We start from the raw sequence: 15,633 nt of genomic DNA, 5'->3' as shown, positions 1-15,633 counted from the left end.
AATATTATGGGAGTGAATCGCATGAACAAGAAACCAGTAACAAAAGCTGAAGTTATTAAATTAATTAATCTCGGAACAGTTGTTAAAAACGATACTTCTGATGGCTATGTAACAATAAAGCGAAAAATTAAAGGGATATTTGAGATAAAGATTTTTATAAATGGAGTAGAAAAACCAGAAGTTTTTAGCAATAATTTCGAGAAATTATTAGAGACTATGAAGAAATATGATGCGTTCTATATTGAAGAAGAATAGCCAAACAAGGAGTGTGAAATAAGTGAGTAAAAGGCCGCTTACTCCCGATAAAGAAAACGAGCCTTAGAAGTGATTCTAGAGGCTCATTTATCTTTGACTATTTTCTTGCTACGGAAGCACCGTAGATGGATGTATAATAAGGAGTTCTTTCCCTTTCTCGACGACATACGTGGCTAGCTCCGAGGCGGTTTCTTTGCCGACGTTCGTTGCCCTGTGGACTGATCCAGCCGGGATGAACAAGTTTTCTCCAGCCTTGAGCGTCACCGGTGACATACCCTGGACTTCATACTTCAGCGAACCTTTGAGGACATAGGCGATTTCCTCGCCCGGATGCGAGTGCGTGGGGGACACCACTCCCGGAGCGAAGTCGACGCGATCCTGGATGACCTCGCGCCCGGGGATGCTGATATCGTGCTGCAGGAGAGCGGTTCGCTTGATTTCCTCTTGTGCCGACACCGGCTGATACGCATAAGCGCCTCCAGTGATTAGTACTACTACTGCTACCACTACTGCAATGATTAAAGTCTTTTTTCTTTTCATGTGATTATGTGAATCTCCTTTCAGCCTTTAATTCAACTCGGTTCATATTATTAGCTTAAATAATTTTTTTATTATTGGTTCCAGACATTTTTTTCTAGTTCCGCAGTTTTTTTCACTTAATAGCTCTTATATGTTTGTTCTCATGTGGTTTTTCTTAACGGCATATCGGGCAAAAAGCACCTTGACTTGATACGAATTGTATCGTAATATAAATTACGATACAATTCGTATTTAGTTTGGGGGAGGATACGATCATAAAAAATAAAACTCGTAAATTATCCTTTATTATTTTAATATTTTGTATTTTCCAAATATCGAACAGTTTTTTAATAAGCAGAAATGTTCTTTCAGCAGTTAAAGCAACAAATATTGTTTTATATATCAATAGTAATCTTGCCTACGTAAGTGATGCGATTTATTCGATTGAGGCTCCATTTGTAGAACATGACATTACGTTCGTCCCTCTACGTTTTTTGAGTAAACATTTAGGGACTCAGATTACTTGGAATGACACAACACATTCAGTCATCATTAATACATATCAGACTCAAATTGAACTGATTATTGGCAAAGCAGCATTAAAGGTTAACGGTAAAATCATACCATTGCTAGCACCCGTGCAGATGAGAAGTAATAAGACCTATGTACCGCTTAGGGCAATTGCAGAAGCTTTAAACCAAAACGTGACTTATACTAACGGATTTATCACTATCAACGGCGGGGGAATTAAAGTGAATGAGGATAATATCCCAATAAAGTTTGCCAAACTTAAACAAGGTCTCCCTTTTACGGTTTATAAGGATCAAATTTTTGTCGAAGGATTCGTTCAATTAGACAATGCGATTAAACATGCTGAGAGGTTACATCATGCTTCAATCGTGGGGGAGGATGGTGCTTTAGCTTGGGATAATTATTTACCATATCGTGTTTATCAGAATGAGAAGTTTTTAATAGACTTGAAGAGTTACGCTGAATCGGTCGTCTACGCCAAACAATATGTTAATAGCTCTGTGTATTTTTCACTAAAGAATCAAAAGGTTTGGAACAATCAAGAACCACAGCAAACGGCAATCTATATTGAAGCCCCACATGTCCTTCAGCTGCCAGAGCTTGCTCGGGGTTGTGAAGTGACAGCGCTAACCATGTTATTGCAGCATGCAGGCGTAATAGTGGATAAAATGCAATTGGCAAAAGAGATCAAGAAGGACCCTACGGAATACAAAGAAAAAGATGGGCGAATTTATTTCGGAGATCCCAATGTTGGATTTGTCGGTGATATGGAAACGTTCAACAAACCAGGTTTCGGTGTTTATCATGGGCCAATTGCTGAACTTGCTGAATCTTATTTGCCTGATCGAATTATAGATTTAACAGGGGCTGAATTTCAAGACATCCTTTATTTCATTAACCGCGGTGTTCCTGTATGGATCATTACGAATATGAAGTTTGAAGCTTTGAAACCAGAGGATTATCAGCTGTGGATCACGCCAGGCGGCGAAATGACGATTACTCGAAAAGAGCATTCTGTTCTGATTGTCGGTTACGACGATAAATTTATCTACATCAACGACCCCAATGGTATAACAGAAAAAGTTGAAAAGAAGCCTTTTATAGAGGCTTGGGATCAGATGGGTAAACAAGCGATTACTTATGTGGAAAATAAGGAAACCGTCTAACTGAGGCAATATCTATCATTATTCAACAAAATAGGGAGATGCGTAAATGCCAACTAATTTCTTAATAGCTTTACTAGTTACAATTTTATTGGTTAGTACCCCTATAGCTCATGTTTATTCAGCGGAGAAAATAATAGGCGAGTCACAAGATATTCTTATTAGTGCAGTTGGCGATAACACATTAGGTTATGATGATGACTTCGGCACAAAGGGGAGATTTGACACTGTTTTAAAGTCTGTCAAAGATGATTATAGCTACCCCTATAAAAATGTCTATGATATTTTATCGAAGGATGACATCACAATTGCTAACTTGGAAACTACGTTAACTACAGCGACTAAGCGTGCAACTAAAACATTCAAATTTCACGGTAAACCGGAGTACGCAAGTATCCTAACAGATGGCAGTGTTGAGGTAGTCAATTTGGCTAACAATCACACGTTGGATTATTTTGACAAAGGCTATAAGGATACGATGGCGACATTAAAAGATCACGAAATAGCATTCTTTGGCTATGACAACACATCTATAAAAGAGGTAGATGGTGTAAAAGTAGGGATGTTCGGATATACGGGATGGACACATAACGCTACTGCCAAGACAAACATCCTAAAGTCAATTAAAAAGCTAAAGGATCAAGGTGCTGCTATAATCATTGCTTCCTACCATTGGGGTATAGAGCGAGATAATTATCCGAATGCAACACAGAAGAATATTGCCCACTTTAGTATCGACAATGGCGTAGATTTAGTTCTGGGGCATCATCCTCACGTTATTCAGGGATTAGAGAAATATAAAGGAAAGTACATCGCGTACAGTCTAGCAAATTTTGTATTTGGTGGAAATAGGAATCCAACTGACAAAGATACTTTTATTCTCCAAGTCAAGTTTTCCAAAACGGATACTAACACCTTTACCGAATCTATAAATGTCATTCCATGCAGTGTAACTTCTAAAAAAGGTGAAAACAATTATCAACCAACACCTTTGCAAGGTAAAGATAAACAGCGAGTTTTGGATCGGCTTAATAAGTATTCTAGTAATGTAATTGTTAAGTGATTAATAAGATAAAGCTGGAATAAATCCCTGTCCATCGAATATGTATGGGTGGACGGGGGTGATATATTGAGCAATGATGTGTTCTGGTTAAGTTTAATTGGTTTGGCAATTGCTATCCTTGGGTCTTTGTTTCTTTATCTCGGTACGCCAATGGACATCGGCATTCATAAACCAGCATCAGGAATGATAGTAAGAATAACGAATGAAGATAGAATGGCAGCAGACAATGTAATAAGAAGAAGAGAGCAATTATCAAAGCTTGGTTTCATATTTTTATTAATCGGTTTTGTTGCACAGCTCGTTTCAGTTTTGCTACAAGCACCCTAACGGGTGTTTTTTTATTGACTAGGAAATTATACGAACTGCGGTTATTCAAGGTTTAACACCTCATTATTCCTTTGTTTAGTTGGAATAAGCGTTCTGGTGTCCCTAATACTTGAAAACCCCATCCATTTCTTGATATAGCGGTGCTGATGTCCGTTAGTAATGTATGGGGGTAGTTAAATCATCTGGAGGGTGAAAAAAGTCGAGGGAGGGAGTTAATCACTCCCTCAGGTTGTTGAGAAAGTAATATATTCGATTCTCTAAGAATGAAACGTAAAAAGATATTCTAAACCATCTACATTTTATAAGCATAATAATTGTGCTAAAAGTAGATAATTAACCCATAAAATGGATGATACGCACATTTTTTATGCTTATTATTGAGGATTATACAGTAACTTTAAGTAATTTCTGGATATTAACACAATTATTGTGCTTATGCTTCACGTGAACGAATGTGTAGACTCTATACGCACAATTTTTATGCTTATAGCTTATTTTTTTAAGGTTATCAAGAGGAATCCGAAATAAATCAATTTAATTGATACTTTTCATACACAGAATGACTTTTTCAACAGCCAGAGGGAGTTAATCCCTCCCTCCTATTCACTCCCACTTACTCAATCAACCTTTCTCATTTCCCCAAAGTGTACCTGAGCCACCCATAGCTTTGCGCCACTCATGGCGCCAGGTATGCACATCCTTGATACTGATCTCTGGCATATTAGCTCTTGATGCTCTTACCGGCAGAGGAGGGAATATCTTGTGCGGCTCGGTTTGGTACCAGTAGGAGACGGTGCAGATATCCAGAGCCAGATTGTTATCATGGCCGTGCTCAATGCTGGCTCTCAGCGATTTATCGAAGTATATGGGATCTTCCAGCAGAAAACGGTAGACGTGGGTGCGGCCCATCCATCCCAGTTTGTCAGGAACACGAGCACAGCCAAAGTATGGATGGGCATAAAGCTCATTGGGGCACCAGGCTGTATTGAAGAAGTCCTCTGTACCGGTGCCATGCAAGGATCCCGGCCAGCCCTCGCCGTCGATCATCCACATATCGTCACCTTCCCCATACCACATCGGTCCCGGACTATCGACATAGTAATTGATTCCGACAAAGTGTCCCTTGCCTTCAATCTCTGCAAACAAATAATTGTTGGCATCGGTCTGATTGCGGCCAACCCACTCCATTTCCCCTTCAGGCGGGTGAACAGATGTAGTCGCCTCCCGGTTCCACCAGGCGTGGAATCTTCCCATCGAAACCGGGATGGAAAGATGCTCTTCATAATCCACATAATAGAAGAAGGCACGGATATCAATATCCGACTGATTCTCGATAGAGATCCGGGCTCCATTGTTAAATGGCATTGGAAAGTAGCAGTTAAGTGCTTTGCCCTTAAGCGGTGCTGCTGCAAGCGGAAGTGAGGTGAATGAATATTCCTCTCCCCAGCCCTGCCCGAAGAAATCCCCCAAAGGTGCCTCCACACTCGGATGCTCTTCTCCATCCCAATACATGCGGATAATAGCATTCCGCCGCATAAAAGCATCCTCTGAGCTGAGTGTGATCCAGATATGCTTGATAATGCCAGCTCCTGCTATATCAGCAATATCAATGGTTTCTCCAGCAGCAATCCGCACATAATCGGCGTTACCTCCACTGCGGTCATAGCTGGACACTCTCTTGGATTTAATTCCCTCACGCAATTGAAATATTTGCCCCAGTAATCCATTCATTAAGCTCACGTACCTTCCAGATCTATAGTTAAATTCCCTTTAAGTATAGTACTGAAATAGCAGAAAATATTTAGCCGAACACTATGAACATTTATCACTTATTGCTATAATCGTACTTATCTTTTGCACAGCTGAGGGAGGCAAAGCTTCTAATGAACACCATTTCTCCGTATGTTCGCATAGCCATGGATATCTATCAGCTCCCGTACTGGCAGGTCATGGAGCGTGTCATTTGGGATTATGAATTCCTGTATTTAAAGGAAGGCGAATTAATAGTTACTATAGAAGAACGCATATATCATGGTCGTCCTGGGGATGTGTTTATTTTTAAGCCTAAGCTGAGGCATTCGATCAAAGTCACAGGCTATAAGCCTGTACGCCAGCCGCATATTCATTTCGATTTGTTGGAGCAGGAGGACAGCGCCGAGGTGAGAACCTCATTTATTATGGAAGCTGAGATGTCAGAGCATGAAAAAACCTTGTTCCGAACCGACCTCTTATCCGAGCCTCCTTATAATTTGCCTGATTATGTGAGGTTAAACAATCCGGATTCGTTTGAGAAGCTGCTTTTTGAGCTTATTAGCGAATTTCAATTAAAAGCTCCTTTCTATGAAATCCATATTAAAGGGCTGATGATTAATTTATTAATTCTTCTTATCCGCGAGCATCATTGGAATCAATCGCCCCAGCTGCAGAACAAATTGCAGGAGCTGCAATTGATTCAGCGTTATTTAAATGAAATTACCGATCGGGAGGTTAGCCTAGAGGAGCTTTCCAAAGAGTTCAGTATAAGTAAATATTACCTCGTTCGCTTATTCAAAACCGCCTTTCACATGAGTCCAATTCAATTTCACCGATTAGCTCGGTTTGAGAAAGCCAAGCAGCTAATTCAATATACGAATCTCCCTTTTAAGCAGATTGCGGATCAGACCGGCTTCCAGAATATTCATGCATTTAGCCGCGCTTTTAAGAAAATAGCAGGGGCTGCACCATCTGCATACCGTCGTTAGAGTAATTAAGGAAATCCAAGCTTGAGCTGTAGGCTGCCAAAGCCAACGGCTTTTTTTTGTTGTGAAACCCAAGCGGGACAAGGCTTTGTTTAATGAGCTGAGAATTCTGATGATGACTAGAAAACAAGCGATTGTTAATTTTGAAAGGATATCTTACATTTGCGTAGTCAGGAATGAACAACTGGATTAGAGGGAGATGATCAGCATCATAGATGCATCCAAGAAATTTAACAGCAAAAGATTCAAACAGAATGTTCCCTTATTAATTATGTTTGTTCCCGTGATCGCTTTCTTCCTGGTGGTCAAATATTTGCCGATGTTTGGGCTGGTAATTGCTTTCAAAGATTATAATTTCGCGGACGGAATCTTCCATAGCCCATGGGCAGGCTTCAAGAATTTTCAAATGCTGTTCAATAATCCGGAAACGCTGGGGATCGTCCGCAATACGTTGGTTTTAGGTATTCTCAGCGTGGTTGTAGGCTTCCCGTTTCCCATTATGATAGCGATCCTGTTGAATGAAGCGAGAAAGCTGATTTTTAAGCGCTTCGTGCAAACCTTGGTTTATTTGCCGCATTTCTTCTCATGGGTAATTGTTGGAGGTATGGTCATTACCTTATTCTCACAAGAATCCGGAGCGATCAACCATTGGATTACGAAGTGGACGGGAAATCCCTATCCGTTTCTCTATAGTGAAACCTCATGGATCGCGATCTTTCTCGGATCGGGAATTTGGAAGGAAGCGGGCTTTAGCGCCATTATTTATCTCGCAGCCTTGACCAGTGTTGACCCAAGCTTGTATGAAGCAGCTGGTCTGGATGGAGCAAACAAATGGCGGCAAATCTGGCACATCACACTGCCGGGAATCAGCACAACGATTGTACTGATGATGATTCTATCCATCGGGCATGTAATTGAGGTCGGCTTCGATCAGGTCTATGTCCTGCAGAATAATGTAGTTTCCAATGTGTCTGAAGTCATCAGCACTTACATTTTTCGTGTTGGCTTGCAGAACGCCCAATTCAGTTTAACAGCAGCTATGGGGCTGTTTGAATCGGTGGTTGCCTTTATTATGGTGATGACAGCCAACCAAATAGCGAGACGGTTTAATCAAGGATTATGGTAAGCGGGAGGAATGACAGATGAAAGACACGTTTGGCGAAAAAATATTTTATGGAATCAATTATGCACTCCTCAGCTTGCTCGGTCTAACCTGCCTGATTCCGCTCTTGCATATAATCGCCTTGTCACTAAGCGGGTCGCAGGCGGTATTATCCGGCGAAGTCACGATCTGGCCAGTCGGCTGGAGTATGGAATCTTTCTCAACTTTATTAAAAGGAACCAATGTCTTAGGTGCTTTGAAGAATAATGTGATCATAACGGTTGTCGGCGTTGCACTCAGCATGGTGTTCACCATTATGGCGGCATATCCGCTGTCCCGTCCGTATTTCTATGCACGCCGTTTTTTCACCCTTGCGATCGTATTCACAATGTTATTTTCAGGCGGTCTGATTCCCACCTTCCTTGTCATTAAGGCACTTGGGCTGGTAAACACTTACTTTGCACTTTGGCTGCTATTCCTGATTAGTACGTTTAACATGCTCATCATGCGAACTTTTTTCGAAAATATCCCGGATGAGCTAATCGAAGCGTCCAGAATAGACGGCTGCGGGGAATGGCGGCTGCTGATGCAAATTGTGCTTCCACTGTCGATGCCCGTTTTGGCTACACTGACTTTGTTCTATGGAGTCAACTATTGGAACATGTTCATGACTGTCTTGATCTACATCAATGATACGGATCACTATAATCTGACTGTGCTTGTGCAGCAGATGGTGCAGAGCCAATCGATTATGCAGGAAATCAGCAATATGAGCCCCGAGGATTCGATGCAGTTAACCCCAGAAGGAATTAAAGCTGCCGCGATTATAGTAATGGTCCTACCGATGCTTATCGTATATCCGTTTCTGCAGAAATATTTTGTAAAAGGGGTCATGATTGGCGCTATAAAAGGTTAGTACATTATGTTGGAAGGGGTGATACGTGGCATAATAGAGGCAATAGTCAAAACTAGCGAAACGAATTACAAAATTGCATGGGGAGGGTTTTACACAATGAAAAAAACAGTGAAAATGTTTCTAATATTATTGATCGTTATTATGGCGCTTAGCACGGTATTGGCAGGATGCGGATCCAAAAAAGCAGAAAATACAGGGGAAATGTCGGCAAAGCCTGGAGATGATAAGGCCAGCACAGAGCCTGTGAAGAAGTCGGATATGACTTTAACCGTCTATGACCGCGGCACTATTCCTGCCGAAGAAGGTACGGTAGAGGACAACCGTTGGACCAAATGGATCAGCGAAACAGGTCCTGTAAATGCGAAATTCGTAGCGATCCCGCGTTGGGAGTCCATGCAGAAGATGAATACCTTATTCGCTTCCGGTGCTGCACCGGAATTGATTCTTGAGTTTGATCCAGCCATTAAACAGCAATGGTTTACGCAGAAGCAGCTGCAGCCTATCGATGAAATGATCGAGAAGTACAGCACGGATTATAAGAAATTATTGGAAACCTATCCGCAAATCAAGAAGCTGGCTGTGAAGTCAGATGGCAAAATGTATGAGTTTGGCAGAGTTCAAAACTTGAGAACAAACCACTTTTTATATATCCGTGCGGATTGGCTGAAAAAGCTTAATCTGGAAGCACCGAAAACGATTGATGAGCTGTACACGGTAGCTAAAGCATTCGCTGAGCAGGATCCGGACGGGAACAGCAAGAAAGATACTTATGGAATGAGTTTAAGCTTCGTAAGTGGATTAGTGCTAGCAAGTGCATTCCAGAATGTCAGCTGGGTAGTAGAGAATGGAGAGCTGGTAAGAGATTGGGATCGTGCGACTGCGATGACAACTTTTATGAAGAAATTGTATGACGAAGGCATTGTGGATAAAGATTTTGTAACGGATAAGAACGGTGCAAAAGCTCAACAGGATTTTATAACAGGAAAGCTTGGTATATACGGTGCGAATGCAGGTGGAGAGGCATTAGGCTTTGCACTTTACGATTCATTCAAGAAGAACGTGCCTGCAGGAGAAATCATTCCAATTGCCTTGCCTAAAACCGAATTTGGACAATTTAGCCCGGTACTTAACCCGCCGATTCAATTAACGGCAGTGGTGAATGTCGGGGCCAAGAATACAGAAGGTATTATGAAATATGTTGACTTTATGTCTACAGAGGCAACGATGAAAACATTGAAATACGGCTTGGATGGAACGCATTCCAAGGCTGGAGCTAACGGCTGTTATGCGCCAATCGATGCTGAGAAATTCAAACAAGAGGTATCATACACAGGAGATTTGGCGATGCTGACCAATCCGGCGCTTGAAGGAAAATGCGCCTTGTATTCCAGTCAGCTAAATGCGGATAAGCCGTTGGAGGCTGAATTCTTGAACATTATTAAGCTGGCGGATGAGGCGTATCTGTCTCCAGAACGTCCAGTAGCAACGTTTACAGAGTATATGCCGCAGCTTCCTGAGGAGCTTCAGCTTATCTCCAAAAATGGTGAGAAATCAGGTGCCAACGGAACTTTGGCTCCAGGTAATGTATTGGCTGATAACTGGGTTAAGGCTGTCATTAGCGGCGCTGCTTATACACCTGAGCAAGCCATGACAGATTCAAAGGCAGCATGGGATAAAATTGGCGGCAAGAAATTAGAGGAATTCTACAAATCATGGTATGCAGAGAATAAAGATAAAGCTTTCATGCAAAAGGATTTATATACCTTTAAGTAAGCTCAATAAAGCCTCCCTATTTATTGGCGGGGGGCTTTATTTCCTACAATAACGGAGATGAAAGGGTTCGATACTATGGATGCCAATCAGAAAAGCGTGATTTCCAATGTTTATGATGAATTAGCCAGAAACCTCAACTGGAGTGACGGGCTTGTCCGGATTTCCCACCCTGGACATACACGGGAAGCTTCGCAGCATGCGGAATGCCATGAAGGGCGGACGTCAGCTGATTATTATGCGGTTGGATCACTCTTGGGAAGAATTGATGAGCTGCAGGGTATGAAGATTCTAACGGAATTAAGCAAGCTTCAGATAAGCGATCCACAGCATCCGCAATATGGCGGGATGCGATGGTATAAGGAAGAAACCGTAATTAATGATACCAATGCAGCTTTTTTTATTCTAATGCCTTTAACGACTATACGTTTCTTATACCCAGGATCCTTCCCAGCAAGCCAGATCGGGATGCTCGATACAATGATGGATGCCGGCTTGGAATGGTTTGCCCATGAATGCACAGACCCCATTCTGTATTACCCGAACAAAATCATTAGTGATGGCGCGCTGCTGCTCACCTTAAGCCGCATTCGCAGCCACGAAATATATTACAGCAAGGCCGTAGATTTTTTTGAGAAATGGGAAGCTTACACGATTTGCAGAGGCTGGGGCTGGGGCGAGAACATCAGCATGCACTATTTACCCATTATTCTCAACGCTTTAAGTCTGGCCTGCAAAGCATTAAAGCCTGCAGAAGCTGAGCTGAAATGTAAATTACAGAAGCAGATGGATGCTTTGTTGGATTATATTCGCTTTCAAGGACCAGGCGAGCTAGTTCCTTCTATTAGAAGCTACAACTTCGATGGGAAAGCGGAGAAGTCGAGCTTCTTATGGATCATTGCTGGTTTAAGGCACAATGTTATGGACGAAATCAAGCAGGATTCGATCGTTAATAATTGGTCTTTAACCGCAATGATCAGCCTGCTGCTGTTTGAAGAAAGCTGGAACGAGCCGCAAACGGTTCAACTCGAAACCCCGCGGGTTCGCAAAGAGCATATTTTTGATCAAAGTTATTCGTACACATGGGTGGGACAAGCGGGCAGATTGGGCAGCATTAATCAATTTCCGGTTATACCAGGTTCTTACCAATGGCCTACCTGGGGGCTCGGCTGGCAATCGTTTCCGGTCAGCTTCCGCATTGAAGGCGCCCAGCTAGGCTATCTTCGCTGGTCCGTGAAGGAGAACGGTGGTCAGCGAACCCATCCTGCAAGGAACAAAGAAACGTATTTAAGCCCGGCACTCTTCGGAGAGGAATGGTATCCTGATGTGCAAACGCAATGTGCGCAAGCGGAGCATATGCTGCTTGTTTGCCGTTCTATGGCCGGAATTAACAATCAAGCAGCTGAGCTTGCAGATGAATGGGTTATCCATCGCTTTGAAGGCAAGATTCTCCGCATGGAGGACTGGGTGATTCTGCAATATAAGCAAGCAGCTGTTGCAATAAGAGCTTTGAATGGAATTTCCTATTCACAACAGGAGCGGGCTGCTCAAGGCATTCACCTTAAGCAGGTGGGAGAAAGTGTATATCTCCGGCAAGTGTTATACAGCGGAGATGAAACGACACTGCAGCATCCGCGGCTGGAAGCAGCATGGGCTGTGCTTTTCCTCGACAATATCACGGATAAAGCGGAGATATTGCAGCGCCTGGAGAAGGTGGCTATCGCTGATATTTCCAGACCTGATGGCGAGGTCCCGCGAATAAGCTATCACGAAATTCGCCAATTGGAAATGGCAGACGACAGCTGTAAGGTAGCTTTAACAATCGACCCCTTCTCTATGAATAAAGCATAAGGAGCCTACTATTCATGCAATTGTTAGATAGAACCATAATGGAGCAGCATATAGACAAGTTGATTCTGCAAATGAAGGATTTAAAAAGCTCGATAGACGAATCGTGCCCAATCGGAATTATCTCGATGGATAATTGGGAGTGGCCGCAGGGAGTCGGTTTGTTCTCGCTCTACTTATATTACAAGGAAACCGGCAGTCCACAGCTGCTCGCTTATCTGGTAGAATGGTTCGATAAGCGGATTGCCGAAGGCTTGCCGCCGAAGAATGTCAATACGATGTGCCCGATGCTGACGCTGAGCTACTTATATGAAGAAACACAGGATGATAAATATTTGCAGATCTGCAAGGAGTGGGCCAGCTATGTGCTGGAGGAGATGCCGAGAACAGTCGAGTTTGGCATCCAGCATGCAGTATCTGGACAGCTTAATGAGGGCCAGCTCTGGGATGATACGCTTTATATGACGGTGCTTTTTGTTGCGCGCATGGGTGTAATTCTCGAGAATGAGCGCTATATTCAAGAGAGTATCCGCCAATTTCTCGTCCATCTTAAATATTTAACGGATCCAGTTAGCGGTTTGTTCTTCCATGGTTGGACCTTCGAAGGGAGGCATCACTTTGCCAAAGCGCTGTGGGCGAGAGGTAATTGCTGGTATACGGCTGGATTGGTCGATTATTTAGAAATAGTAGAGCTGCCGCAAGGTGTTCAGGACTTTCTTATATCTTCATTGGAGAGGCAGGTCAGCGCATTGCAGGATTTGCAGGCAGATGACGGGCTTTGGCATACGCTGCTTGATGATTCCACTTCCTATAAAGAGACTTCGGCTACGTCTGCATTTGCTTATGGTATTCTCAAGGCAGTCCGTAAAGGATATCTAGATCCTAAATATAAGTCAGTTGGGTTAAAGGCGCTTCAGGCAGCTATAGGCCAAATTGATGAAAATGGTGTGGTGCAGGGTGTTTCCTATGGAACTGGGATGGGTTTGACACTGCAGGCTTACAAGGATATTCCGGTTTGTCCCATGCCCTACGGCCAGTCGATGGCACTTTTGGGTTTAATTGAAGGCTTGAAGCATGTATGAGAAGTTTTTAAAGCTATGAATACAGAGAAATTGTTGATAGGATGAGAAAGGGAGGGATGTATATGCACAAACAATGGTTTCACCGCTTGCTACTATCTTACATTCCAAGCTTTCTCATCATCATCGCAGTCTTGATTTCCACTCTATTCATCGCCTTTAGTGAGCTAACCAAGAAGACAGCCGTGCAAGCTAATGAGGTGTTTGCTAAACAGGTTATGCAGTCGATTGAGAATTCGCTGCGTTCCGTCGATCAGGTCATCATGCAATCCATTCAATATGATGTGAAGCTGCAGGCTTTTTTTGATGCTGCCTTAGCGGACGATCCTTATGCTTCTATTAAAGAGCCCTTCTCGAGAATAACGGAATTAATTGAAAATACACCATTGGTAGAATCGATATATATGTATCGGCTGTCCGATCAACGTATCATGACGCCCACCTCTCTGGTTTCCTTGAATGATTTCGAGGATCGTGAGTTTTTGCAGAGTATGCTGAACCAGCAGGCTCCGTTCTATTGGACTGGAGTAAGATCATATACAGAATTGGACCGCAAGCTGACGGTTATTTCTTTTATTCGTAAAATACCACTTTTAACAGGCAGTCAAGGCATGCTTATTGTCAATGTAAAAATGGATTCGATTGCTGCATTCATTAATGAAATGGTTAAAGGTGATGTCAGTTTTATTCGTTTGTATGACCGCAATCAACAGATCATTTATGGCAGTGACTCCAAATTGCTGGAAAGTGCTGAACTGTCTGAAGGCAATTCCAAGGAGTTAACTGAGATCCAATCTGATTATATGGGCTGGTCGCTGACAAGCGGGATAACCAACTCGACTCTTTTCCAATTTGTATCGGCTTTCTCTTATCTATGGATTGGTTTTGCGATCATCACTGTTGCACTTGGCATAGGCTGGATGATCTATGTTTCCAGACGCAATTATCAGCCGATTCAAGCGATTATGTCACGGATCAACTCCTATTCCCTGCAAAAAAGCTACGAATTGCTCGGCAAAAAACAGAATGATGAATTCAAATTCATCGATTCGGCGCTAGAGAGGCTTATGGAGCAGTCTCATCATTATCAGAAGCAGCATGAAGAAGGCTTGATTTACCGCGGACAGCAATTTTTCATGGAATTAATTGAAGGTACCCGTTCCGTCAGCTTAGAGGATTGGAATAAAGAAATGCAGCTTTTTGAATTGCCGACGCAGTTTGAATACCTGTCTGTAAATGTAATTGAAATTGATAAATATGCCGAATTTGTCCAAGCCTACAGTCCCAAGGACCAAAGCTTGTTTAAATTCGTGCTTAGCAGCTTGGTGAAGGAAGTAGCGGATAATGAATCACTAGTGGTTTGGTTCAACTGGACAGGGGCTAAGCAATTAACGATTCTCAATCAGCTGACAGGGGATACAGAAGAGAGCCAGAGCAAGTGTATAGCTGCTTTTGAGAAAATAGTCGCTTGGGTAGAGGAAAACTTAACTTTTACCATTACAGTTGGTGCGGGATCCTGTGTAAATAAGTTAGCCGGCATTCCCGAATCTTATGACGAAGCTCTGCATGCGTTAAAATATAAATCCTCGTTGGGAATGAACAAAGTTATTGGTTATTGGGAGCTGGAAGCCAAGCCGAGGGGGGAAATGTTCAAGCTGCTGCAGCAGGTACGCTCCATTGCCCAGTCTTATCGGTTAGGCGAGGAGAGTTGGATTCCGCAATATAGGCAGTTTTTTCTGGATTTGAAACAGGAAGTTTATACCCAGGATGAAATTATCAGCCTGTTAAATTATCTGATTTATCAGCTGCATCGCGAAATGATGGAGCTGACTCCAGATCTGCAGGAGCTGTGGAACTAGGATGTGTATCCAAGCTTGAACAAGGAAGTTAATAAATTTGATGCCATTGATGATATGGACCACAGCTTGTTCCAAATTCTGAGCAACGCAGCCAAGATCATCCAATCGACCCGTGAGAATAAAAGCAACTATACCATCATCAGGGAAGTCCGAAAATACACGGAAACGCATCACACCAATCCTGAATTGTCTTTAAGCCATTTAAGTGATGAGTTTAACATTAATGTTAAGAGCTTGAGCCGCTTATTCAAGGAAGAATTCGGTGAGAATTTTATTGATTACCTGGCTAAGATTCGGGTAGAGCATGCTCAAAAGCTGCTGCAGCAAACCAATGATTCCGTCTATGAGATTTCCGAAAAGGTAGGTTATACCAACACCAATACATTTATCCGTGTTTTTAAACGGACATCCGGTTTTACCCCTGGAGATTACAGGGAAAAGCATTGAGAATTTTCGATGTGCT

Annotated in this window: 14 protein-coding genes; 12 read left to right on the top strand and 2 right to left on the bottom strand. The window is 42.6% G+C overall.

Annotated features, from left to right (window positions below; all coding sequences use genetic code 11):
• Nucleotides 1-21 precede the first annotated feature (21 nt).
• On the top strand, nucleotides 22-255 hold the full coding sequence (locus EHS13_RS27805) for a hypothetical protein (RefSeq protein WP_155703508.1): 234 nt from the start codon (nucleotides 22-24) through the stop codon (nucleotides 253-255).
• A 108-nt stretch (nucleotides 256-363) separates the two neighbouring features.
• Here EHS13_RS27805 and EHS13_RS27800 read toward each other — a convergent pair whose 3' ends face one another.
• Nucleotides 364-795, bottom strand: a complete 432-nt coding sequence (locus EHS13_RS27800; protein ID WP_155703507.1) for a cupin domain-containing protein — start codon at nucleotides 793-795, stop codon at nucleotides 364-366.
• Nucleotides 796-1,031: 236 nt separating this feature from the next.
• Between EHS13_RS27800 and EHS13_RS27795 the strand changes: the two genes are divergently transcribed.
• From EHS13_RS27795 to EHS13_RS27785, 3 genes are all read left to right on the top strand, one after another.
• Nucleotides 1,032-2,471 (top strand): C39 family peptidase, encoded by a 1,440-nt coding sequence (locus tag EHS13_RS27795; RefSeq protein WP_227013539.1) that lies wholly within the window; start codon nucleotides 1,032-1,034, stop codon nucleotides 2,469-2,471.
• A 46-nt stretch (nucleotides 2,472-2,517) separates the two neighbouring features.
• Nucleotides 2,518-3,531: a CapA family protein gene (locus EHS13_RS27790; RefSeq protein WP_155703506.1), complete on the top strand. Its 1,014-nt coding sequence runs from the start codon at nucleotides 2,518-2,520 to the stop codon at nucleotides 3,529-3,531.
• A 66-nt stretch (nucleotides 3,532-3,597) separates the two neighbouring features.
• Nucleotides 3,598-3,858 (top strand): hypothetical protein, encoded by a 261-nt coding sequence (locus EHS13_RS27785; RefSeq protein WP_155703505.1) that lies wholly within the window; start codon nucleotides 3,598-3,600, stop codon nucleotides 3,856-3,858.
• A 621-nt stretch (nucleotides 3,859-4,479) separates the two neighbouring features.
• Here the strand turns inward: EHS13_RS27785 and EHS13_RS27780 are convergent.
• Nucleotides 4,480-5,589 carry a glycoside hydrolase family 172 protein gene (locus tag EHS13_RS27780; RefSeq protein WP_155703504.1) on the bottom strand — a complete coding sequence of 370 codons (1,110 nt, stop codon included), beginning with the start codon at nucleotides 5,587-5,589 and terminating at the stop codon, nucleotides 4,480-4,482.
• Between the two features lie 152 nt (nucleotides 5,590-5,741).
• Here EHS13_RS27780 and EHS13_RS27775 point away from each other — a divergent pair, with 152 nt between their 5' ends.
• From EHS13_RS27775 to EHS13_RS27740, 8 genes are all read left to right on the top strand, one after another.
• Nucleotides 5,742-6,599, top strand: coding sequence for an AraC family transcriptional regulator (locus EHS13_RS27775; RefSeq protein ID WP_155703503.1), 858 nt, complete (start codon nucleotides 5,742-5,744; stop codon nucleotides 6,597-6,599).
• Nucleotides 6,600-6,795: 196 nt separating this feature from the next.
• A complete protein-coding gene (locus EHS13_RS27770) occupies nucleotides 6,796-7,722 on the top strand; it encodes an ABC transporter permease (RefSeq protein WP_155703502.1) in 927 nt (308 codons plus the stop codon).
• 16 nt (nucleotides 7,723-7,738) lie between these two features.
• On the top strand, nucleotides 7,739-8,614 hold the full coding sequence (locus EHS13_RS27765; protein ID WP_155703501.1) for a carbohydrate ABC transporter permease: 876 nt from the start codon (nucleotides 7,739-7,741) through the stop codon (nucleotides 8,612-8,614).
• Between the two features lie 96 nt (nucleotides 8,615-8,710).
• Nucleotides 8,711-10,387, top strand: a complete 1,677-nt coding sequence (locus EHS13_RS27760; RefSeq protein ID WP_162463288.1) for a type 2 periplasmic-binding domain-containing protein — start codon at nucleotides 8,711-8,713, stop codon at nucleotides 10,385-10,387.
• Between the two features lie 57 nt (nucleotides 10,388-10,444).
• The gene (locus EHS13_RS27755) at nucleotides 10,445-12,235 is read left to right on the top strand and encodes a hypothetical protein (RefSeq protein ID WP_155703499.1); all 1,791 of its coding nucleotides are present in this window, start codon (nucleotides 10,445-10,447) and stop codon (nucleotides 12,233-12,235) included.
• Nucleotides 12,236-12,249: 14 nt separating this feature from the next.
• Nucleotides 12,250-13,314, top strand: coding sequence for a beta-galactosidase BglB (gene bglB, locus EHS13_RS27750; protein ID WP_155703498.1), 1,065 nt, complete (start codon nucleotides 12,250-12,252; stop codon nucleotides 13,312-13,314).
• A gap of 62 nt (nucleotides 13,315-13,376) precedes the next feature.
• Nucleotides 13,377-15,170, top strand: coding sequence for a PDC sensor domain-containing protein (locus EHS13_RS27745; RefSeq protein ID WP_162463286.1), 1,794 nt, complete (start codon nucleotides 13,377-13,379; stop codon nucleotides 15,168-15,170).
• A gap of 15 nt (nucleotides 15,171-15,185) precedes the next feature.
• Nucleotides 15,186-15,617: a helix-turn-helix transcriptional regulator gene (locus EHS13_RS27740; RefSeq protein WP_155703496.1), complete on the top strand. Its 432-nt coding sequence runs from the start codon at nucleotides 15,186-15,188 to the stop codon at nucleotides 15,615-15,617.
• Nucleotides 15,618-15,633: the final 16 nt, after the last annotated feature.

The sequence above is a fragment of the Paenibacillus psychroresistens genome, assembly GCF_009728935.1.
Taxonomy (GTDB): domain Bacteria; phylum Bacillota; class Bacilli; order Paenibacillales; family NBRC-103111; genus Paenibacillus_AC; species Paenibacillus_AC psychroresistens.
The sequence above is the reverse complement of the archived record's forward strand: the minus strand, read 5'-3'. Positions and strand labels throughout refer to the sequence as shown.

Bases quoted from the DNA above. Each gene is read 5' to 3' on its own strand.
- EHS13_RS27805 (WP_155703508.1), top strand. From the start codon at position 22: ATGAACAAGAAACCAGTAACAAAAGCTGAAGTTATTAAATTAATTAAT.
- EHS13_RS27800 (WP_155703507.1), bottom strand. From the start codon at position 795: ATGAAAAGAAAAAAGACTTTAATCATTGCAGTAGTGGTAGCAGTAGTA.
- EHS13_RS27790 (WP_155703506.1), top strand. From the start codon at position 2,518: ATGCCAACTAATTTCTTAATAGCTTTACTAGTTACAATTTTATTGGTT.
- EHS13_RS27780 (WP_155703504.1), bottom strand. From the start codon at position 5,589: ATGAATGGATTACTGGGGCAAATATTTCAATTGCGTGAGGGAATTAAA.
- EHS13_RS27775 (WP_155703503.1), top strand. From the start codon at position 5,742: ATGAACACCATTTCTCCGTATGTTCGCATAGCCATGGATATCTATCAG.
- EHS13_RS27770 (WP_155703502.1), top strand. From the start codon at position 6,796: ATGATCAGCATCATAGATGCATCCAAGAAATTTAACAGCAAAAGATTC.
- EHS13_RS27765 (WP_155703501.1), top strand. From the start codon at position 7,739: ATGAAAGACACGTTTGGCGAAAAAATATTTTATGGAATCAATTATGCA.
- EHS13_RS27760 (WP_162463288.1), top strand. From the start codon at position 8,711: ATGAAAAAAACAGTGAAAATGTTTCTAATATTATTGATCGTTATTATG.
- EHS13_RS27755 (WP_155703499.1), top strand. From the start codon at position 10,445: ATGAAAGGGTTCGATACTATGGATGCCAATCAGAAAAGCGTGATTTCC.
- bglB (WP_155703498.1), top strand. From the start codon at position 12,250: ATGCAATTGTTAGATAGAACCATAATGGAGCAGCATATAGACAAGTTG.
- EHS13_RS27745 (WP_162463286.1), top strand. From the start codon at position 13,377: ATGCACAAACAATGGTTTCACCGCTTGCTACTATCTTACATTCCAAGC.